General features: G+C 71.4%; 14 protein-coding genes and 1 pseudogene. 11 read left to right on the forward strand and 4 right to left on the reverse strand.

The window, feature by feature from the left end; all coding sequences use genetic code 11:
- The first annotated feature begins 134 nt into the window (after nucleotides 1–134).
- Entirely contained in the window at nucleotides 135–1,220 is a 1,086-nt protein-coding gene (locus COA07_RS03845) for a beta-N-acetylglucosaminidase domain-containing protein (protein ID WP_066711413.1), read from the forward strand.
- A gap of 10 nt (nucleotides 1,221–1,230) precedes the next feature.
- Here the strand turns inward: COA07_RS03845 and COA07_RS03850 are convergent, their stop codons facing one another.
- Nucleotides 1,231–1,689: a MarR family winged helix-turn-helix transcriptional regulator gene (locus COA07_RS03850; RefSeq protein ID WP_066711408.1), complete on the reverse strand. Its 459-nt coding sequence runs from the start codon at nucleotides 1,687–1,689 to the stop codon at nucleotides 1,231–1,233.
- Between the two features lie 111 nt (nucleotides 1,690–1,800).
- Here COA07_RS03850 and COA07_RS03855 point away from each other — a divergent pair, with 111 nt between their 5' ends.
- The 6 genes and pseudogenes from COA07_RS03855 to COA07_RS18750 all read left to right on the forward strand — a co-directional run bounded on the left by COA07_RS03855 (nucleotide 1,801) and on the right by COA07_RS18750 (nucleotide 6,125).
- On the forward strand, nucleotides 1,801–2,187 hold the full coding sequence (locus COA07_RS03855; RefSeq protein WP_066711409.1) for a hypothetical protein: 387 nt from the start codon (nucleotides 1,801–1,803) through the stop codon (nucleotides 2,185–2,187).
- Nucleotides 2,188–2,236: 49 nt separating this feature from the next.
- Entirely contained in the window at nucleotides 2,237–2,881 is a 645-nt protein-coding gene (locus tag COA07_RS03860; RefSeq protein WP_066711410.1) for a TetR/AcrR family transcriptional regulator, read from the forward strand.
- A 260-nt stretch (nucleotides 2,882–3,141) separates the two neighbouring features.
- The gene (locus COA07_RS03865; protein ID WP_066711411.1) at nucleotides 3,142–3,552 is read left to right on the forward strand and encodes a hypothetical protein; all 411 of its coding nucleotides are present in this window, start codon (nucleotides 3,142–3,144) and stop codon (nucleotides 3,550–3,552) included.
- Between the two features lie 123 nt (nucleotides 3,553–3,675).
- Nucleotides 3,676–4,374, forward strand: a complete 699-nt coding sequence (locus COA07_RS03870; protein ID WP_066711412.1) for a pirin family protein — start codon at nucleotides 3,676–3,678, stop codon at nucleotides 4,372–4,374.
- A 254-nt stretch (nucleotides 4,375–4,628) separates the two neighbouring features.
- Nucleotides 4,629–5,639: pseudogene (locus COA07_RS18745) on the forward strand (carboxylesterase/lipase family protein); the annotation flags it as partial.
- Between the two features lie 27 nt (nucleotides 5,640–5,666).
- Nucleotides 5,667–6,125, forward strand: coding sequence for a carboxylesterase family protein (locus COA07_RS18750; protein ID WP_373853928.1), 459 nt, complete (start codon nucleotides 5,667–5,669; stop codon nucleotides 6,123–6,125).
- Between the two features lie 280 nt (nucleotides 6,126–6,405).
- Here COA07_RS18750 and COA07_RS03880 read toward each other — a convergent pair whose 3' ends face one another.
- Nucleotides 6,406–7,635 carry a pyridoxal-dependent decarboxylase, exosortase A system-associated gene (locus tag COA07_RS03880; RefSeq protein WP_066712436.1) on the reverse strand — a complete coding sequence of 410 codons (1,230 nt, stop codon included), beginning with the start codon at nucleotides 7,633–7,635 and terminating at the stop codon, nucleotides 6,406–6,408.
- Entirely contained in the window at nucleotides 7,632–9,134 is a 1,503-nt protein-coding gene (locus tag COA07_RS03885) for an acyl-CoA ligase (AMP-forming), exosortase A system-associated (protein ID WP_066712439.1), read from the reverse strand. The genes COA07_RS03880 and COA07_RS03885 overlap by 4 nt, the downstream gene beginning before the upstream one ends.
- A 119-nt stretch (nucleotides 9,135–9,253) precedes the next feature.
- Here COA07_RS03885 and COA07_RS03890 point away from each other — a divergent pair, with 119 nt between their 5' ends.
- From COA07_RS03890 to COA07_RS03900, 3 genes are read left to right on the forward strand one after another with little or no spacing between them, the layout of a single operon-like run.
- Nucleotides 9,254–9,511: an acyl carrier protein gene (locus COA07_RS03890; protein ID WP_174525849.1), complete on the forward strand. Its 258-nt coding sequence runs from the start codon at nucleotides 9,254–9,256 to the stop codon at nucleotides 9,509–9,511.
- Between the two features lie 47 nt (nucleotides 9,512–9,558).
- The gene (locus COA07_RS03895) at nucleotides 9,559–10,158 is read left to right on the forward strand and encodes an alpha/beta hydrolase family protein (protein ID WP_096640451.1); all 600 of its coding nucleotides are present in this window, start codon (nucleotides 9,559–9,561) and stop codon (nucleotides 10,156–10,158) included.
- Nucleotides 10,143–10,928, forward strand: coding sequence for a hydrolase 1, exosortase A system-associated (locus tag COA07_RS03900; protein ID WP_245841988.1), 786 nt, complete (start codon nucleotides 10,143–10,145; stop codon nucleotides 10,926–10,928). The genes COA07_RS03895 and COA07_RS03900 overlap by 16 nt, the downstream gene beginning before the upstream one ends.
- On the opposite strand, the gene trxB is transcribed toward COA07_RS03900, so the two are convergent.
- Nucleotides 10,909–11,877, reverse strand: a complete 969-nt coding sequence (gene trxB, locus COA07_RS03905; protein ID WP_066711971.1) for a thioredoxin-disulfide reductase — start codon at nucleotides 11,875–11,877, stop codon at nucleotides 10,909–10,911. The genes COA07_RS03900 and trxB overlap by 20 nt on opposite strands.
- A gap of 78 nt (nucleotides 11,878–11,955) precedes the next feature.
- On the opposite strand from trxB, the gene COA07_RS03910 reads away from it, so the two are divergent.
- Nucleotides 11,956–13,341, forward strand: coding sequence for a leucyl aminopeptidase family protein (locus COA07_RS03910; RefSeq protein ID WP_066711969.1), 1,386 nt, complete (start codon nucleotides 11,956–11,958; stop codon nucleotides 13,339–13,341).
- Nucleotide 13,342 lies beyond the last annotated feature (1 nt).

Consider the following 13,342-nt stretch of genomic DNA (forward strand, 5'->3'; position numbering starts at 1 on the left):
GAAAGCCGATTCGCCGCCGTCCACCGGCTCGTTCTAATCGCCACGCCGTGGAAATGTAAACAACCGGTATTATACTGGTACGCCATACCATCGCCGAACTTGCCCCGCGGCGCGCCAATGGTATGCATCGCGGCATGACCGCCGCTGCCAACCCCGCCCGCCCCGACCTCGGCATGATCGAGGGGCGCTTCGGCCGCCTGTGGACCCCGGCCGAGCGCGGCCATGTCGTCGCCACGCTCGCCGGGGCCGGCTATTCTTTCTACCATTACGGGCCGAAGGGCGACCGCGCGCTGCGCCGCGACTGGCGCGTCGCACACGATGCGGTGCAGGCCGATGCGCTCGCGCGCCTGTCGGCCGAGGTCCGCGGCGCGGGGATGCGCTTCGGACTCGCATTGACCCCGGACGGCTCGACGCATCCGTTCGACGATGCCGCACGCGCCGACCTTACCCGCCGCATCGCCGATCTCGATGCGATCGGTATCGACGATCTGGCGATCCTGTTCGACGATCTGCGCGGCGACATGCCCGACCTGGCGGCACGGCAGGCCGATGTCGTCAATTTCTGCGCCGCCGCCACCCGCGCGACGCGCGTCTACACCTGCCCGACCTATTATTCCGACGATCCGGTGCTGGACATGGTCTTCACGCCGCGCCCGGCCGACTATCTCGGCGACCTCGGCCGCCGCCTCGATCCCGCGATCCGGGTCTATTGGACCGGTGAGGAAGTCTGCCCGAAGGAGATCGGCCCCGCGCATCTGGCGCGCGTCGGGGGCGAACTGGGGCGTCCGGTGTGCCTGTGGGACAATTGGCCCGTCAACGACGGCGCGCGCATGTCGCGCTTCCTCCACCTGCGAGCCTTTACCGGCCGCCCCGCCGCCAATGCCGCGCACCTGTCGGGCCATGCGATCAACCCGGCGATCCAGGCCCATCTGGGCTGCATCCCCGCGCTGACGCTGCCGATGGTCTACGATCAGGGGGCGGACTATGCCTATGGCGCGGCCTTCGCCGCCGCGGCCGAGCGCCTGCTGGGCCAGCCGTTCGCGCATATGCTGCAACAGGATCTGATCGCGTTGCAGGATACCGGCCACGAACGCCTCGGCACCCGCGCCGCGAAGCTGCGCGATCGCTACGCCCCGATCGACCACCCCGCCGCACGCGAGATCATCCGCTGGCTCGATGGCGCGGACCTGATGACCGACGCCGAGGTACAGACGCAATAGCGCCTGCGCGTCAGGCCGCCGCCACCCCCGCCTCTGCAAGAGTCCGGCGCAGCGCCCGCACCTCGTCGGTCAGCGCGATCACCGCCTCCAGCGTCAACCCGGTGCTTGCGAACACGCGCCGCGCCATCGGCGCGCTTTCCTCGCGCAGCGCACGGCCGCGCTCGGTCAGATGTACCCGCACCTGCCGTTCGTCCTGCGCGTCGCGCGTGCGCGTCACCACGCCGCCCGCCTCCAGCCGCTTGACCAGCGGGGTGATCGTGCTCGGCTCCAGCGCCAGCCGCGCCGCCACCGCCCCGATCGTACGCCCATCCTCCTCCCACAACACCTGCAGCACCAGATATTGCGGATAGGTCAGCCCCAGCGCGTCCAGCATCGGCTTGTAGACGCGCCCCATCTCCATCGACGCGCTGTACAGCGCGAAGCACAATTGCCGTTCCAGCGGCGCCGGGTGGGAAAGCGTGTCGGCCATCGTCGCGCCTTAACCTCGGGGGTGTCGCGGACCAATACAAGCGCGGATTACGCCCAAAGTATGAGGCCCGGATTGACCAATCGGTAAGGATGACGCCGCTAGACCGATGCGATGAAAGCCGAATATTCTTTCGATCCCGACACCGCGCACGGCCTGATGCGCGTCAGGATGGCGGGATTCTTCGAGCCGGGCGACGTGGCGCGCTTCGCCGCCGACCTCATGGAACAGCTGGCGCAGCTGGGGCGCCCGCCGAACGAACATCTGACGTTGGTCGATATCCGCGCGATGGACATCCAATCGCAACAGGCGGTCGAACGGTTCGAACAGGTGCTGGCCAATTCGCCGATGCGATCGCGGCGGCTGGCGTTCGTCGTCGGCCGGTCCCTGTCGCGGATGCAGATCAAGCGCGCCGCCAGCAGCCGCGATGCCGGCTATTTCCAGGCGCCCGAACGCGCGGAGGCGTGGCTGCTCGGCAAGGACGACGCCGCCGCCGCCTGACGCGCCGCCCCTCGACGGCATCGGCACGGCGCATTATATACCGCGCGTTATGGAAAGCGCAGCACACGTCCCCGCCGCGGAACTCGCCCCGGAAGCGGCCGCCGCCCCGCGCGGCCGCCCGCGCGGTTTCTGCCCCGACGCCGCGCTCGCCGCCGCCCTGGGCGTGTTCTGGACCCGCGGGTACGAAGGCGCATCGATGGCGGACCTGACCGCCGCGATGGGCATCACCAAGCCCAGCCTGTACGCCGCCTTCGGTAACAAGGAACAATTGTTCCACAAGGCGCTCGACCTCTACGAAACCGAAAAGCTCGCCTATATCCGCGAGGCACTGGATCAGCCGACCGCCCGCGCTGTCGCCGAGCATCTGCTGCGCGGCGCGGTCGCGGCGCAGACCAGCGCCGACGATCCCAGGGGCTGCCTGGGCGTCATCGGTGCCGCTGCGTGCAGCAACGCCGCCGATTCGATCCGTACCCACGTCCTGGCGCGCCGCGAATCCTCCCACGCCGCGCTGGTGAAGCGGTTCCGCCGTGCGCAGCGCGACGGCGACCTGCCCGATCACGCCGATCCGCTGGCGCTGGCGCAGTTCCTCTACACCGTGCTGCAGGGGATGGCGGTGCAGGCGGGCGGGGGCACGTCGCGCGCGGACCTCGACAAGGTCGTCGACACCAGCCTGATGCTATGGCCGGGGCGCTGACACGGGTATTTTTTACCGGCCGGTACAAAAGCCATTGACGGCCTGCCGGACGGTTTTTATACCGCTTGGTACGGAACGGGGCCGCATCGACCTCGCCCGATCGAACAGGGGATCGCGATGACGGCGCCGGACACCAGCCCTTCCTGACGTTCCGGCTGCGCCGTCGCAGCCCCTCGCCCCCACCCGTCTATCCCGGCCGACACCGTCCGGCGCGTGCCATCGCGCCGCGATGCCGCGCGGCCTTCGCCAGGAACCGCCGCATGGCCTATCTGTCCTTCGATCCGATCAACGCCACCCCCGTTGCCGCCCCGCGCACCGCGCCCGCGCCGCTCGCCACCCCCCTCGCCGCCACCGCCGACGTTGCGCCCCGGCTAAGCGCACTCGAATGGTCGGTCGTCGCGCTCGCCCGCAACGACCGGCTGTCGTCGCTGCGCGCGCCAGGGCGGATGACCACCGCGATGCGGGTGATCTTCCGCCAGTATAACCGGATGCTCGCCGACGACCGGCTGGAGGCGCTCCGCCGCATCGCGGTGCTCGGCTGGCATCACGGCTATGCCGTGCCCTCGCACGAGGTCGCGCGCTTCCTGCGCGCCGGCTATTCGCAGGGGCAGTACGAGCTGATGATGGACAGCATTGGTGCCGCACACGCCACGCGCCAGCCGCGCCGCTGATCGCGCCATCATGTCAAAATCGGCAACGATCCGTTTGCCACCTGCCATCTGACGAAACGATCGCGCGCCGCCTACATTGCCCTTCGTGATCCGGCGCCGACGCCGGACAGCGGAGATACTCCCATGATCGACCTTCGTCCGTTCGATACGCTTGGCGGTGCCAACCATGGCTGGCTGGACGCGAAACACCATTTCTCCTTCGCCGGCTATCACGATCCCGCGCGCGTCCATTGGGGCAACCTGCGCGTGTGGAACGACGACACGATCGCGCCGAAGACCGGCTTCCCCCCGCATCCGCACAACGACATGGAAATCATCACCTATGTCCGCGAAGGCGCGATCACGCACCAGGACAGCCTGGGCAATGCCGGCCGGACCGAGGCGGGCGACGTCCAGGTGATGAGCGCGGGCACCGGCATCCGCCACTCGGAATATAATATGGAGGATGTGACGACGAAGATCTTCCAGATCTGGATCGTCCCCACCCGCACCGGCGACGCGCCGCAATGGGGCGCCAAGCCGTTTCCGAAGGGCGACCGCTCGGGACAGTTCGTGACGCTCGCCAGCGGTTACGACGACGATGCGGACGCGCTGCCGATCCGCACCGACGCACGCGTGCTGGGCGCGACGATCCGCGCCGGCGAAACCGCCACCTATACGCTGGGCCGCAACCGGAAGGCGTATCTGGTCCCCGCCACGGGTGCGGTCGACATCCAGGGGGTGCGCGTGGGCACGCGTGACGGCGCCGCCATCAGCGACGTCGACACGCTGACCATCACCGCGATCGACGATGCCGAGATCGTGATGGTCGACGCCGCCTGAGCCGTCTCGCCGGCCCCTTCGCGTGGCCCCTTCCAGGGCCACGCGAAGGCCCACCCGCGCCGCTTCGAGCCCTTCTGCAAAGCCCCCTTCGTCATGCCGGACGTGTTCCGGCATCCATCTCTCCCCAAACGCACAAGCCGTTGCTTTTGCGGCGCCGTGGGCCGCAGCCTTTTCCGGGATGATGGAAAGGGGGCTGGCCTACCCGCCCCGATCGCGCCACAACGCGCTGCTACCGATCGGGAAGGGATAACGCGATGGCTCTGAAATTCGTCCCGCTGTTGTCGCTCGCCGTCATCGCGGCACCCGCCGATGCGCGCGACGCGGCCGTCGTCGCCACCGACCGCGGGCAGGTGCGCGGCACGATCGCCGACGGCATCGCCAGCTGGAAGGGCATTCCCTTCGCCGCGCCCGCGACCGGCGCGCTGCGCTGGCGTGCGCCGCAACCCGCCGCCGCCTGGCGCGGGGTCCGCGACGCGCGCGCCTATGGCCCCGATTGCGCGCAACTACCCTTCCCCAGCGACGCCGCCCCGCTCGGCACCACCCCGGCGGAGGATTGCTTCTAGGCCAACGTCTGGAAACCCGCCGCCACGGGCGCGCGGCGGCTGCCGGTGATCGTATGGATCTACGGCGGCGGCTTCGTCAACGGCGGCGCCTCCCCGCCGACCTATGCCGGCGCCAACCTCGCGGGGCAGGGGGTGATGGTGGTCAGCTTCAACTACCGGCTCGGGCGGCTGGGCACCTTCGCGCTGCCGCAGCTGACCCGCGCCGATGCCGACCGCGGCCTGATCGGCAATTATACGATCATGGATCAGATCGCGGCGCTGCGCTGGGTACGGCGCAACGCCGCCGCGTTCGGCGGCGATCCCGCCAACGTCACGATCGTGGGCGAAAGCGCGGGCGGCATGTCGGTCCACGCGCTCGTCACCGCGCCGCTGGCGCGCGGGCTGTTCCACCGGGCGGTGGTGATGTCCGGCGGCGATGCGCAGGCGACGCCGGCACGGCTGTCCGACGTGGAGGCGATGGGCGCGGACTTCGCGCGCGGGAAGGGGATCGACCCCGCCGCCCCCAACGCGCTGGCGCGGCTGCGCGCGCTGCCGGCCGACCGGATCGTCGACGGTCTGAACCTTGCCACGCTGGCTCCCGTCCCCGGCACGCCGGTCACCTTCACCCGCCCGTTCCCCGACGGGAAGGTGGTGGTGGATGCCGGCGCGGCCTATGCCGCCGGGCGCTTCGCGCGCGTGCCGATGCTGATCGGCGCGACCAGCGCCGATATCGGCGGGGTCACCGGCCCGATGATCGCGGGTGCGCGCAGCGCCGCCGCCATGATATCGCGCGTGGGCGCCCCGGTATGGGCGTATCGCTTCTCCTACGTGCCCGGATCGGTGAAGGCGCCGGGCGCCTATCACGCCACCGACATTCCGTTCTTCTTCGACAATCAGGCGATCAAATACGGCGCCGCGACCACGCCGCGCGACCGCACGATGGGCCGCACGATCAGCGCCTATCTGGTCAATTTCGCCAGGACCGGCGACCCCAACGGCCCCGGCCTCCCCGCCTGGCCGCGCTACGCCGCCGCCACCGACCAGCTGATGGACTTCACCCCCGACGCCACCGCCCAAGCGACCCGCGACCCGTGGGGACCAAAGATCGACGCCGCCGCCGGGGCGAAGAAGCAGAAGGGGTTCACGCGGAGACGCGGAGACGCGGAGAGGTTACACGGACGCGCAGCGTCCCACCCTCGAAACCGCTAATGATAAAGCCGCCACGCGGACATCACGAGAAACCACTCTGCGCCTCCGCGCCTCCGCGCGAACCCATACCTTCTTCTCTTTGCGTCTTCGCGTCTTCGCGTGAACCCAAAAGCCCCCGGTGAAGATTTCACGCGAAGCCGCGAAGACGCAAAGAGGTTTCGCGGAGGCGCAGCGTCCCGTCCATCACACCGGCAGGGATGAAGCGGCTGCGCGGGCCATCCGCGAAACACCCCCGCGTTTCCGCGTGAACAAACTCGCCTTTCCTTGCCCGTCGCCAAGCCTAACCGGCGCCAGCGACCACCTCCGCCGGTGCCGGATGCCCCAGGAATCCCGCCGGACTCGCCGACAGCCCGTACGCCCCCGCCAGGAACACCGCGATCGCCTCGCCCTCCTGCGCGCGCGGCAGCATCACCTTGTCGCCCAGCCGGTCCAGCGGGGTGCACAGGCACCCGACCACCGACGCTTCCTCGGTCGCCTCCGCGCCCATCCGCCCCGCCACCGCCAGCGGATAGTTGCGGCGCACCACCGTGCCGAAATTGCCGCTCGCCGCCAGCTGGTGGTGCAGCCCGCCGTCGACCACCAGGAACGTTTCCCCGCGGCTTTCCTTCCGGTCGACGACGCGGGTCAGGTACACGCCCGCCTCCGCCACCAGCCACCGCCCCAGCTCGATCGCGAACGCGCTGTCCGCCAGCACGCCGGCGCGTGCCGCCAGCCGCTCGGCCAGCGCCGCGCCGATCCGTTCGACGTCCACCGCCGTGTCACCGGAAAAATACGGCACGCCGAACCCGCCGCCCAGGTTGACCAGCGGCGGCGCATGGCCGCTTTCGTCCGCCAACCGCGCCGCCAGCGCCAGCGTCGCCGCCTGCGTCTCGGTCAGCGCGTCCGCGTCCAGCGCCTGCGATCCGGCGAAGATGTGGAACCCGCGCCACACCGCCCCGCCCGCGACGATCGCCTTGACCAGCGCGGGCACGCGTTCGGCATCCACGCCGAACGGCGAGGCGCGCCCGCCCATCTTCATCCCCGATCCGCGCAATTCCAGGTCGGGGTTGACCCGCACCGCCAGCCGCGGCGCTATGCCGGCCAGCTCGCCGATCGCGATCGCTCGGCGCGCCTCGCCCTCGGACTCGACGTTCAGCGTCGCGCCCGCCGCGATCGCGGCGGCCAGTTCGGAATCGCGCTTGCCCGGCCCGGCAAAGCTGATCGCCGCCGCCGGCTTCACCGCCAGCGCCTTCGCCAGTTCCCCGGCGGAGGCGACGTCCAGCCCGTGGACCAGCGGCGCGACCGCCGCGATCATCGGCGGGAAGGGATTGGCCTTCACCGCATAATGCAGGTCCACCGCCGCCGGCATCGCCGCGCGGAACCGCGCCACCCGCGCCGCGACGATCGCGGGATCATAGACGAACAGCGGCGATCCGTGCCGCGCCAGCCAGTCGTCCGCGCGCGTCCCCGCGATCGTCAGCATCCCCGCCTGGCCGGCGAATTCGGGCGGGATCGGCCCCATCGGTTTCATGCGTCCGGCTCCTGTCGGGCGATCGCCGCGATCGCCGCGCGGTCCAGCTTGCCATTGGCATTGTGCGGCAGCGCGTCGCGCCAGACGATGCGCGCGGGCTGCATGTACGTCGGCAATTCGCGCTTCAGCCGTGCGCGCAACGCCGCTTCGTCCGCCCCGCTGCCGCGCGCCACCACCACGATTCCCTGCCCCAGCCGCGCGTCCGCCACCCCGATCGCCACCGCCTCGCGCGTTTCCGCGCCCGCGGTGACGGCTTCCTCCACCTCCTGCGGGCTGACGCGATGGCCCGCGGTCTTGATCATCTCGTCGTCACGGCCGACGAAGCTCAGCAGCCCCTCCTCGTCCGCGACGACGGTATCGCCCGACCACACCGCCGTCCCGCCATGGCGCGAGAACGCCGGCGCCGCGCGAAATCGCTGCGCGGTCCGCTCCGCATCACGCCAATATCCCTGCGCCACCAGCGGCCCGGCGTGCACCAGCTCGCCCGGCTCCCCCGCCGCCGCCGCGCTGCCGTCGGCGCGCACCACCATCACCTCCGCGAACGGGATCGCCCGGCCGATCGAATCCGGCCGCGCGTCGATCAGCTCGGGCGGCAGATAGGTCGACCGGAACGCCTCGGTCAGCCCATACATCGCGAACAGCCGCGCCGCCGGAAAGCGCGTGCGCAGCCCCCGCACCATCGCCGGGGTCAGCGCGCCGCCCGAATTGGTCAGCCGCCGCAGCCGCGCGGCGGTCTCCGCCGGCCATTCCGCCTCCAGCAACTGCGTCCACAGCGGCGGCACCCCCGCCAGCGTCGTCGCGTCCACTCGCTCCACCGCCTTCACCACGTCGCGCGCGGTCAGGTAATCGAGCGGCGCGACCGATGCGCCCGCGATCCAGCTGGAAAACAACTGGTTCTGCCCATAATCGAACCCCAGCGGCAGCACCGCCAGCACCCGGTCGTCGGGCGCGATCGCCACGTAATGTGCCACGCTGACCGCCCCCAGCCACAGGTTCGCATGGCTCAGCATCACCCCCTTGGGCCGCCCGGTCGACCCGGAGGTATAGAGGATCGCCGCCAGCCCCGCCGGATCGGCCGCCGAGCGGGGCAGCGCATCGCCACTCCCCGCCGCGGTCGCCACGGTCACGTCGCCCGCGACATCGCCATCCTCCAGCGTCGCCGCCCGCGCGCCCTGCGTCATCAGCAGGCGCGCGCCGCTGTCGGCCAGGATATGCGCCACCTGCGCGCGCTTCAGCACCGGGTTGACCGGCACGTGCACCAGCCCCGCGCGCGCCGCCGCCAGCGGCATCAGGCACGCCGCCGTCGTCTTGGGCAGCCAGGTCGCGACCCGCGCGCCCGCCGGCAGGTCCATCGCCGCCAGCCACCCCGCCAGCCGCGCGACCGCCGTCTCCACCGCCGCGAACGTCAGCGTGTCGTCACGTCCGATCAGCGCGGGCGCATCGGGATCGCCACGCAGCACATGGTCGATCGGTTTCGGGACGGGGTCGAGCGGCACCATCCCCGCTCCATAGCCCCAAGCCGTTGCGCATTTCATCCCCCCGTCCTAACGCGGGTGCGAACGGGCCGCTTCGCACATGCGGCATGACCAAAAAGGGAGGGTGCGTGGTTCCCGAAGGAATGAACGCGGTCGAGGCCACGGTACGCGACGTCCTGCGCGACGTCCTGTCGCTGCCACAGGAGCAGGTCGACGGCTTTTCCGCCGATACCGAGCTGTTCGGCGCGCTGCCGGAGCTGGATTCGATGGCGGTCGCCGGCGTGCTGACCGAGCTGGAGGACCGGCTGGGCATCGTGATCGAGGATGACGAGGTCGACGGCGAGATGCTGGAAACGTTCGGCGCGCTGACGCGCTTCGCCGCCGAACGCGCGCTCGTCTGACGACGGCGCGCTACACCGTCTACGATCCGCCGTCGGGGCGGGAGGCGATGCTGCGCCTCGGCCCCGATCACGGCCCGACGATCCTCGCGCTGCCCGCCTTGTTCGAGGAGGCGAACCGCACCCGCACGCTGCTGGTCGCCGTGCTGCGCCGGCTGGCCGACCACGGGATCGCCGGCGCGCTTCCCGACCTGCCCGGCCAGGGCGACAGCCCGCTCCCCACCGCTGCGGCACGCCTGTCGACATGGCGCGAGGCGGCGGCCGCCGCCGCAGCGACGCTGCCCGGACCGATCCATCTGGTGGCGCTGCGCGGCGGCGCCATGGCCGCCGCCACCATCGCCGCCGCGTCGGGCTGGCATCTCTCACCGCTGACGGGCGCGGAACAGGCGCGCGAACTGCGGCGGCTGCGCGCGGCGGGCGGCAGTCAGGATTACGCCGGCAACACCATCGCCGATGCGATGATCGACGATCTGGCCCACGCCCCCCTCCCCGATGGCGCCCGCACCCGCGTGGTGCGGCTGGCGGGCGATCCGCGCCCCGCCGATCGTCACCTTGCCGGCGCCCCGCCATGGCGCGCGGCCGAGGCGGTCGCCGACCCCGCGCTGGCCGATGCGCTTGCCCAGGATATCGCGGCGTGGATCGCCGGCTGACCGTGTTCCCCTGCGCGGGCGAATGGCTCGCCGGCACGCTCGATGCGGCGTCCGGCGACACCGGCCTGCTGATCGTGTCGGGCGGGGCCGAGATTCGCGTCGGCGCGCATCGCGGCATGGCGTTGCTCGCCGCACGGCTGGCGCAGGGCAGCGTGCCGGTGTTCCGCTACGACCGGCGCGGTATCGGCGATTCGAGCGGCAGCGACCCGGGTTTCGCCGCCGCCGGCCCCGATCTGCGCGCCGCCGTCACCGCCTTCCGCGCCGCCAAGCCGCAGCTGCGCCGCCTCGTCGCGCTCGGCAATTGCGATGCCGCCGCGCTGCTCGCGCTGGAGGGGCGCGCCGCCGGCGTCGACGCGGTGATCCTCGCCAATCCCTGGACCGGCAACGAAGCCGACGCCCTGCCCCCCGCCGCCGCGATCCGCGCGCGTTATCGCGAACGGCTGCGCGATCCGGCACAATGGCGGCGGCTCGTCACCGGCGGGGTCGACCTGCGCCGGCTCGCCGCAGGGCTGCGCAAGCTGGTCCGCACGCCCCGCCCGCCCGCGCCGGCCGCGCGCATCGTCGCGGCGATCCGCGCATGGGGCGACGATGCCACCGTCATCCTCGCCGCCGGGGATGCGACCGCGATCGCCTATGCGGATGCCGCGCGCAGCCTGCCCGTCCACACCGTCACGATCGACGGCGCATCGCACAGTTTCGCGCGCGCCGCCGAGGGCGAGGCGCTGGCGCAGGCGGTCGCCCGCGCGCTGGCTATTCCGCCGCTTCCCTGACCGCCTCGAACTCCGCCGCCGCCAGGAAGCGTTCGGCGTCCAGCGCCGCCATGCATCCCGTCCCGGCGGCGGTCACCGCCTGGCGATAGGTCTTGTCCATCACGTCGCCGCACGCGAACACGCCCGCCACGCTGGTGCGCGTCGATCCCGGCTGCACCGCGACGTAACCGTCCGCGTCCAGCTCCAGATGACCGCGCAGCAGCTCGGTCGCCGGGTGATGCCCGATCGCGACGAACCCGCCCTCCACGTCCAGCCGCGAATGCTCGCCGGTGACGGTGTCCTCCAGCTCCAGCGCGACCAGCCCGGCGGTGCCGCCGCCGTCCACGAACTCGCGCACTTCCTTGTTCCACAGCACCTTGATGTTCGGATGCGCGAACAGCCGCTCCTGCAGGATACGCTCGGCGCGCAGGCTGTCGCGGCGGTGGATCAGCGTGACGTCGTCGGAATGGTTGGTGAGGTACAAGGCCTCCTCCACCGCGGTATTGCCGCCGCCGATCACCGCGACCTTCTTGCCGCGATAGAAGAAGCCGTCGCACGTGGCGCAGGCGCTGACGCCCTTGCCCTTCATCGCGTCCTCGCTGTCCAGCCCCAGCCACTTGGCCTGCGCGCCGGTGGCGATAACCAGCACCTCGCCCTCGTACACGTCGCCGCCATCGCCGGTCAGGCGGAACGGGCGGCTGGTCAGGTCGACCTCGACGATCGTGTCCCACATCAGCTGCGTGCCGACATGCTCGGCCTGCTTCTGCATCTGCTCCATCAGCCACGGCCCCTGTATCACGTCGGCGAAGCCGGGGTAGTTCTCCACATCGGTGGTGGTGGTCAGCTGGCCGCCGGGCTGGATGCCCTGGACGACGATCGGCTTCATCCCGGCGCGTGCGCCATAGATGGCGGCGGACAGTCCGGCCGGGCCGGAACCGAGGATCAACATGCGAGTCGAATGCGTGGTCATGCGCGGCGATGTAGGGTGGCCGGGCGCGCAAGGGAACCATCCGTTGCGCGCGCCCTAAAGTCCTGCTTTGGTCCCGCGATGACCGACTTTGCCGCCCTTCTCCAGCCCGATCGCGGCCAGCCCGCGCGCACCATCCACGTCGTCCGGCCGGAGGATTATGCCGGCTGGCTCGCCGCCCAGCCCGCGCGCGTGCGCACCGCGGTCACGGCCGCGCGCGTCACGGGCAAGGCGGGCAATCGCGCGATCCTGCCGGGCGAGGCGGCGGACGACTGGTCGATGCTGCTGCTGTGCGACGAGCCGCTGGAGTCACCGTGGCGGATCGCCTCGCTGGGCGATGGCCTGCCGGAGGGGACGTACCGGTTGGCCGGCGACGGAACGGTCGGGGCGGCCGGGCTGGGCTGGCTGCTCGCGCAGCATCGCTTCGCCCGCTATCGCAAGCCCGATCCAGTCGGCGCGCGCATCCTGCTGACACCGGACGTCGCCGCGATCGACGAGACGGTGCGCATCGCCGCCGCCACCGCGCGCGTGCGCGATCTGGTCGACACCGGCGCCAGCGACATGGGGCCGGCGGAGCTGGAGACGGAGGCCGATGCGCTCGCCGCCGCGCATGGCGCGACCGTCACGGTCACGCGCGGCGACGCGCTCGCCACAGGCTATCCGATGATCCACGCCATCGGCCAAGCCGCGGCGAAGGATCGCGCGCCGCGCCTGATCGAGGTCGAATGGGGCGATCCCGCGCATCCGCGCATCGCGATCGTCGGCAAGGGCGTGTGCTTCGATTCGGGCGGGCTGAATATCAAGCCGTCGTCGGGCATGCGGCTGATGAAGAAGGACATGGGCGGCGCCGCGCACGCGCTGGCGCTGGGCGGGCTGGTGATGCAGGCGCGGTTGCGGGTGCGTCTGCACCTGCTGATCCCGGCGGTGGAAAACGCCATTTCCGGAAATGCCTTCCGCCCCGGCGACGTGCTGGCGACGCGCGCCGGCGTGACGGTGGAAAACACCAATACCGATGCCGAGGGGCGGCTGATCCTGGGCGATGCGCTGACGAAGGCGGGCGAGGCGGCGCCCGACCTGATCCTCGATTTCGCGACGCTGACCGGCGCGGCGCGCGTCGCGCTGGGGCCGGACCTGCCCGCCACCTTCGTCAACGACGATGCGCTCGCCGCCGATCTGTTCGCGGCGGCGGCGGCGGTGCGCGACCCGCTGTGGCGCCTGCCGCTGTGGGACGGGTATGACGACATGCTCCGCTCCGACATCGCGGACATGGTCAACGCCCCCGATGGCGGGTTCGCCGGCGCGATCACCGCGGCGCTGTTCCTGCGCCGCTTCGTCCCGGCCGGCACCCCCTGGGCGCATCTCGACACCTTCGCCTGGCGCCCGGCGGGCAAGCCCGCGCGGCCGAAGGGCGGCGAGGCCTATGGCCTGCGCGCCGCCTATCAACTGCTCAAGGGGCGTTACGCCTAGT

This window comes from Sphingomonas adhaesiva, assembly GCF_002374855.1.
In the GTDB taxonomy this organism is placed as follows: domain Bacteria; phylum Pseudomonadota; class Alphaproteobacteria; order Sphingomonadales; family Sphingomonadaceae; genus Sphingomonas; species Sphingomonas adhaesiva.

Coding starts and splice junctions, on each gene's coding strand:
- COA07_RS03910 (WP_066711969.1), top strand. CDS start 11,956: ATGACCGACTTTGCCGCCCTTCTCCAGCCCGATCGCGGCCAGCCCGCG.
- COA07_RS03890 (WP_174525849.1), top strand. CDS start 9,254: ATGAACGCGGTCGAGGCCACGGTACGCGACGTCCTGCGCGACGTCCTG.
- COA07_RS03880 (WP_066712436.1), bottom strand. CDS start 7,635: ATGAAACCGATGGGGCCGATCCCGCCCGAATTCGCCGGCCAGGCGGGG.
- COA07_RS03895 (WP_096640451.1), top strand. CDS start 9,559: ATGCTGCGCCTCGGCCCCGATCACGGCCCGACGATCCTCGCGCTGCCC.
- COA07_RS03870 (WP_066711412.1), top strand. CDS start 3,676: ATGATCGACCTTCGTCCGTTCGATACGCTTGGCGGTGCCAACCATGGC.
- COA07_RS03850 (WP_066711408.1), bottom strand. CDS start 1,689: ATGGCCGACACGCTTTCCCACCCGGCGCCGCTGGAACGGCAATTGTGC.
- COA07_RS03865 (WP_066711411.1), top strand. CDS start 3,142: ATGGCCTATCTGTCCTTCGATCCGATCAACGCCACCCCCGTTGCCGCC.
- COA07_RS03860 (WP_066711410.1), top strand. CDS start 2,237: ATGGAAAGCGCAGCACACGTCCCCGCCGCGGAACTCGCCCCGGAAGCG.
- COA07_RS03855 (WP_066711409.1), top strand. CDS start 1,801: ATGAAAGCCGAATATTCTTTCGATCCCGACACCGCGCACGGCCTGATG.
- COA07_RS18750 (WP_373853928.1), top strand. CDS start 5,667: ATGATCGCGGGTGCGCGCAGCGCCGCCGCCATGATATCGCGCGTGGGC.
- trxB (WP_066711971.1), bottom strand. CDS start 11,877: ATGACCACGCATTCGACTCGCATGTTGATCCTCGGTTCCGGCCCGGCC.
- COA07_RS03885 (WP_066712439.1), bottom strand. CDS start 9,134: ATGGTGCCGCTCGACCCCGTCCCGAAACCGATCGACCATGTGCTGCGT.
- COA07_RS03845 (WP_066711413.1), top strand. CDS start 135: ATGACCGCCGCTGCCAACCCCGCCCGCCCCGACCTCGGCATGATCGAG.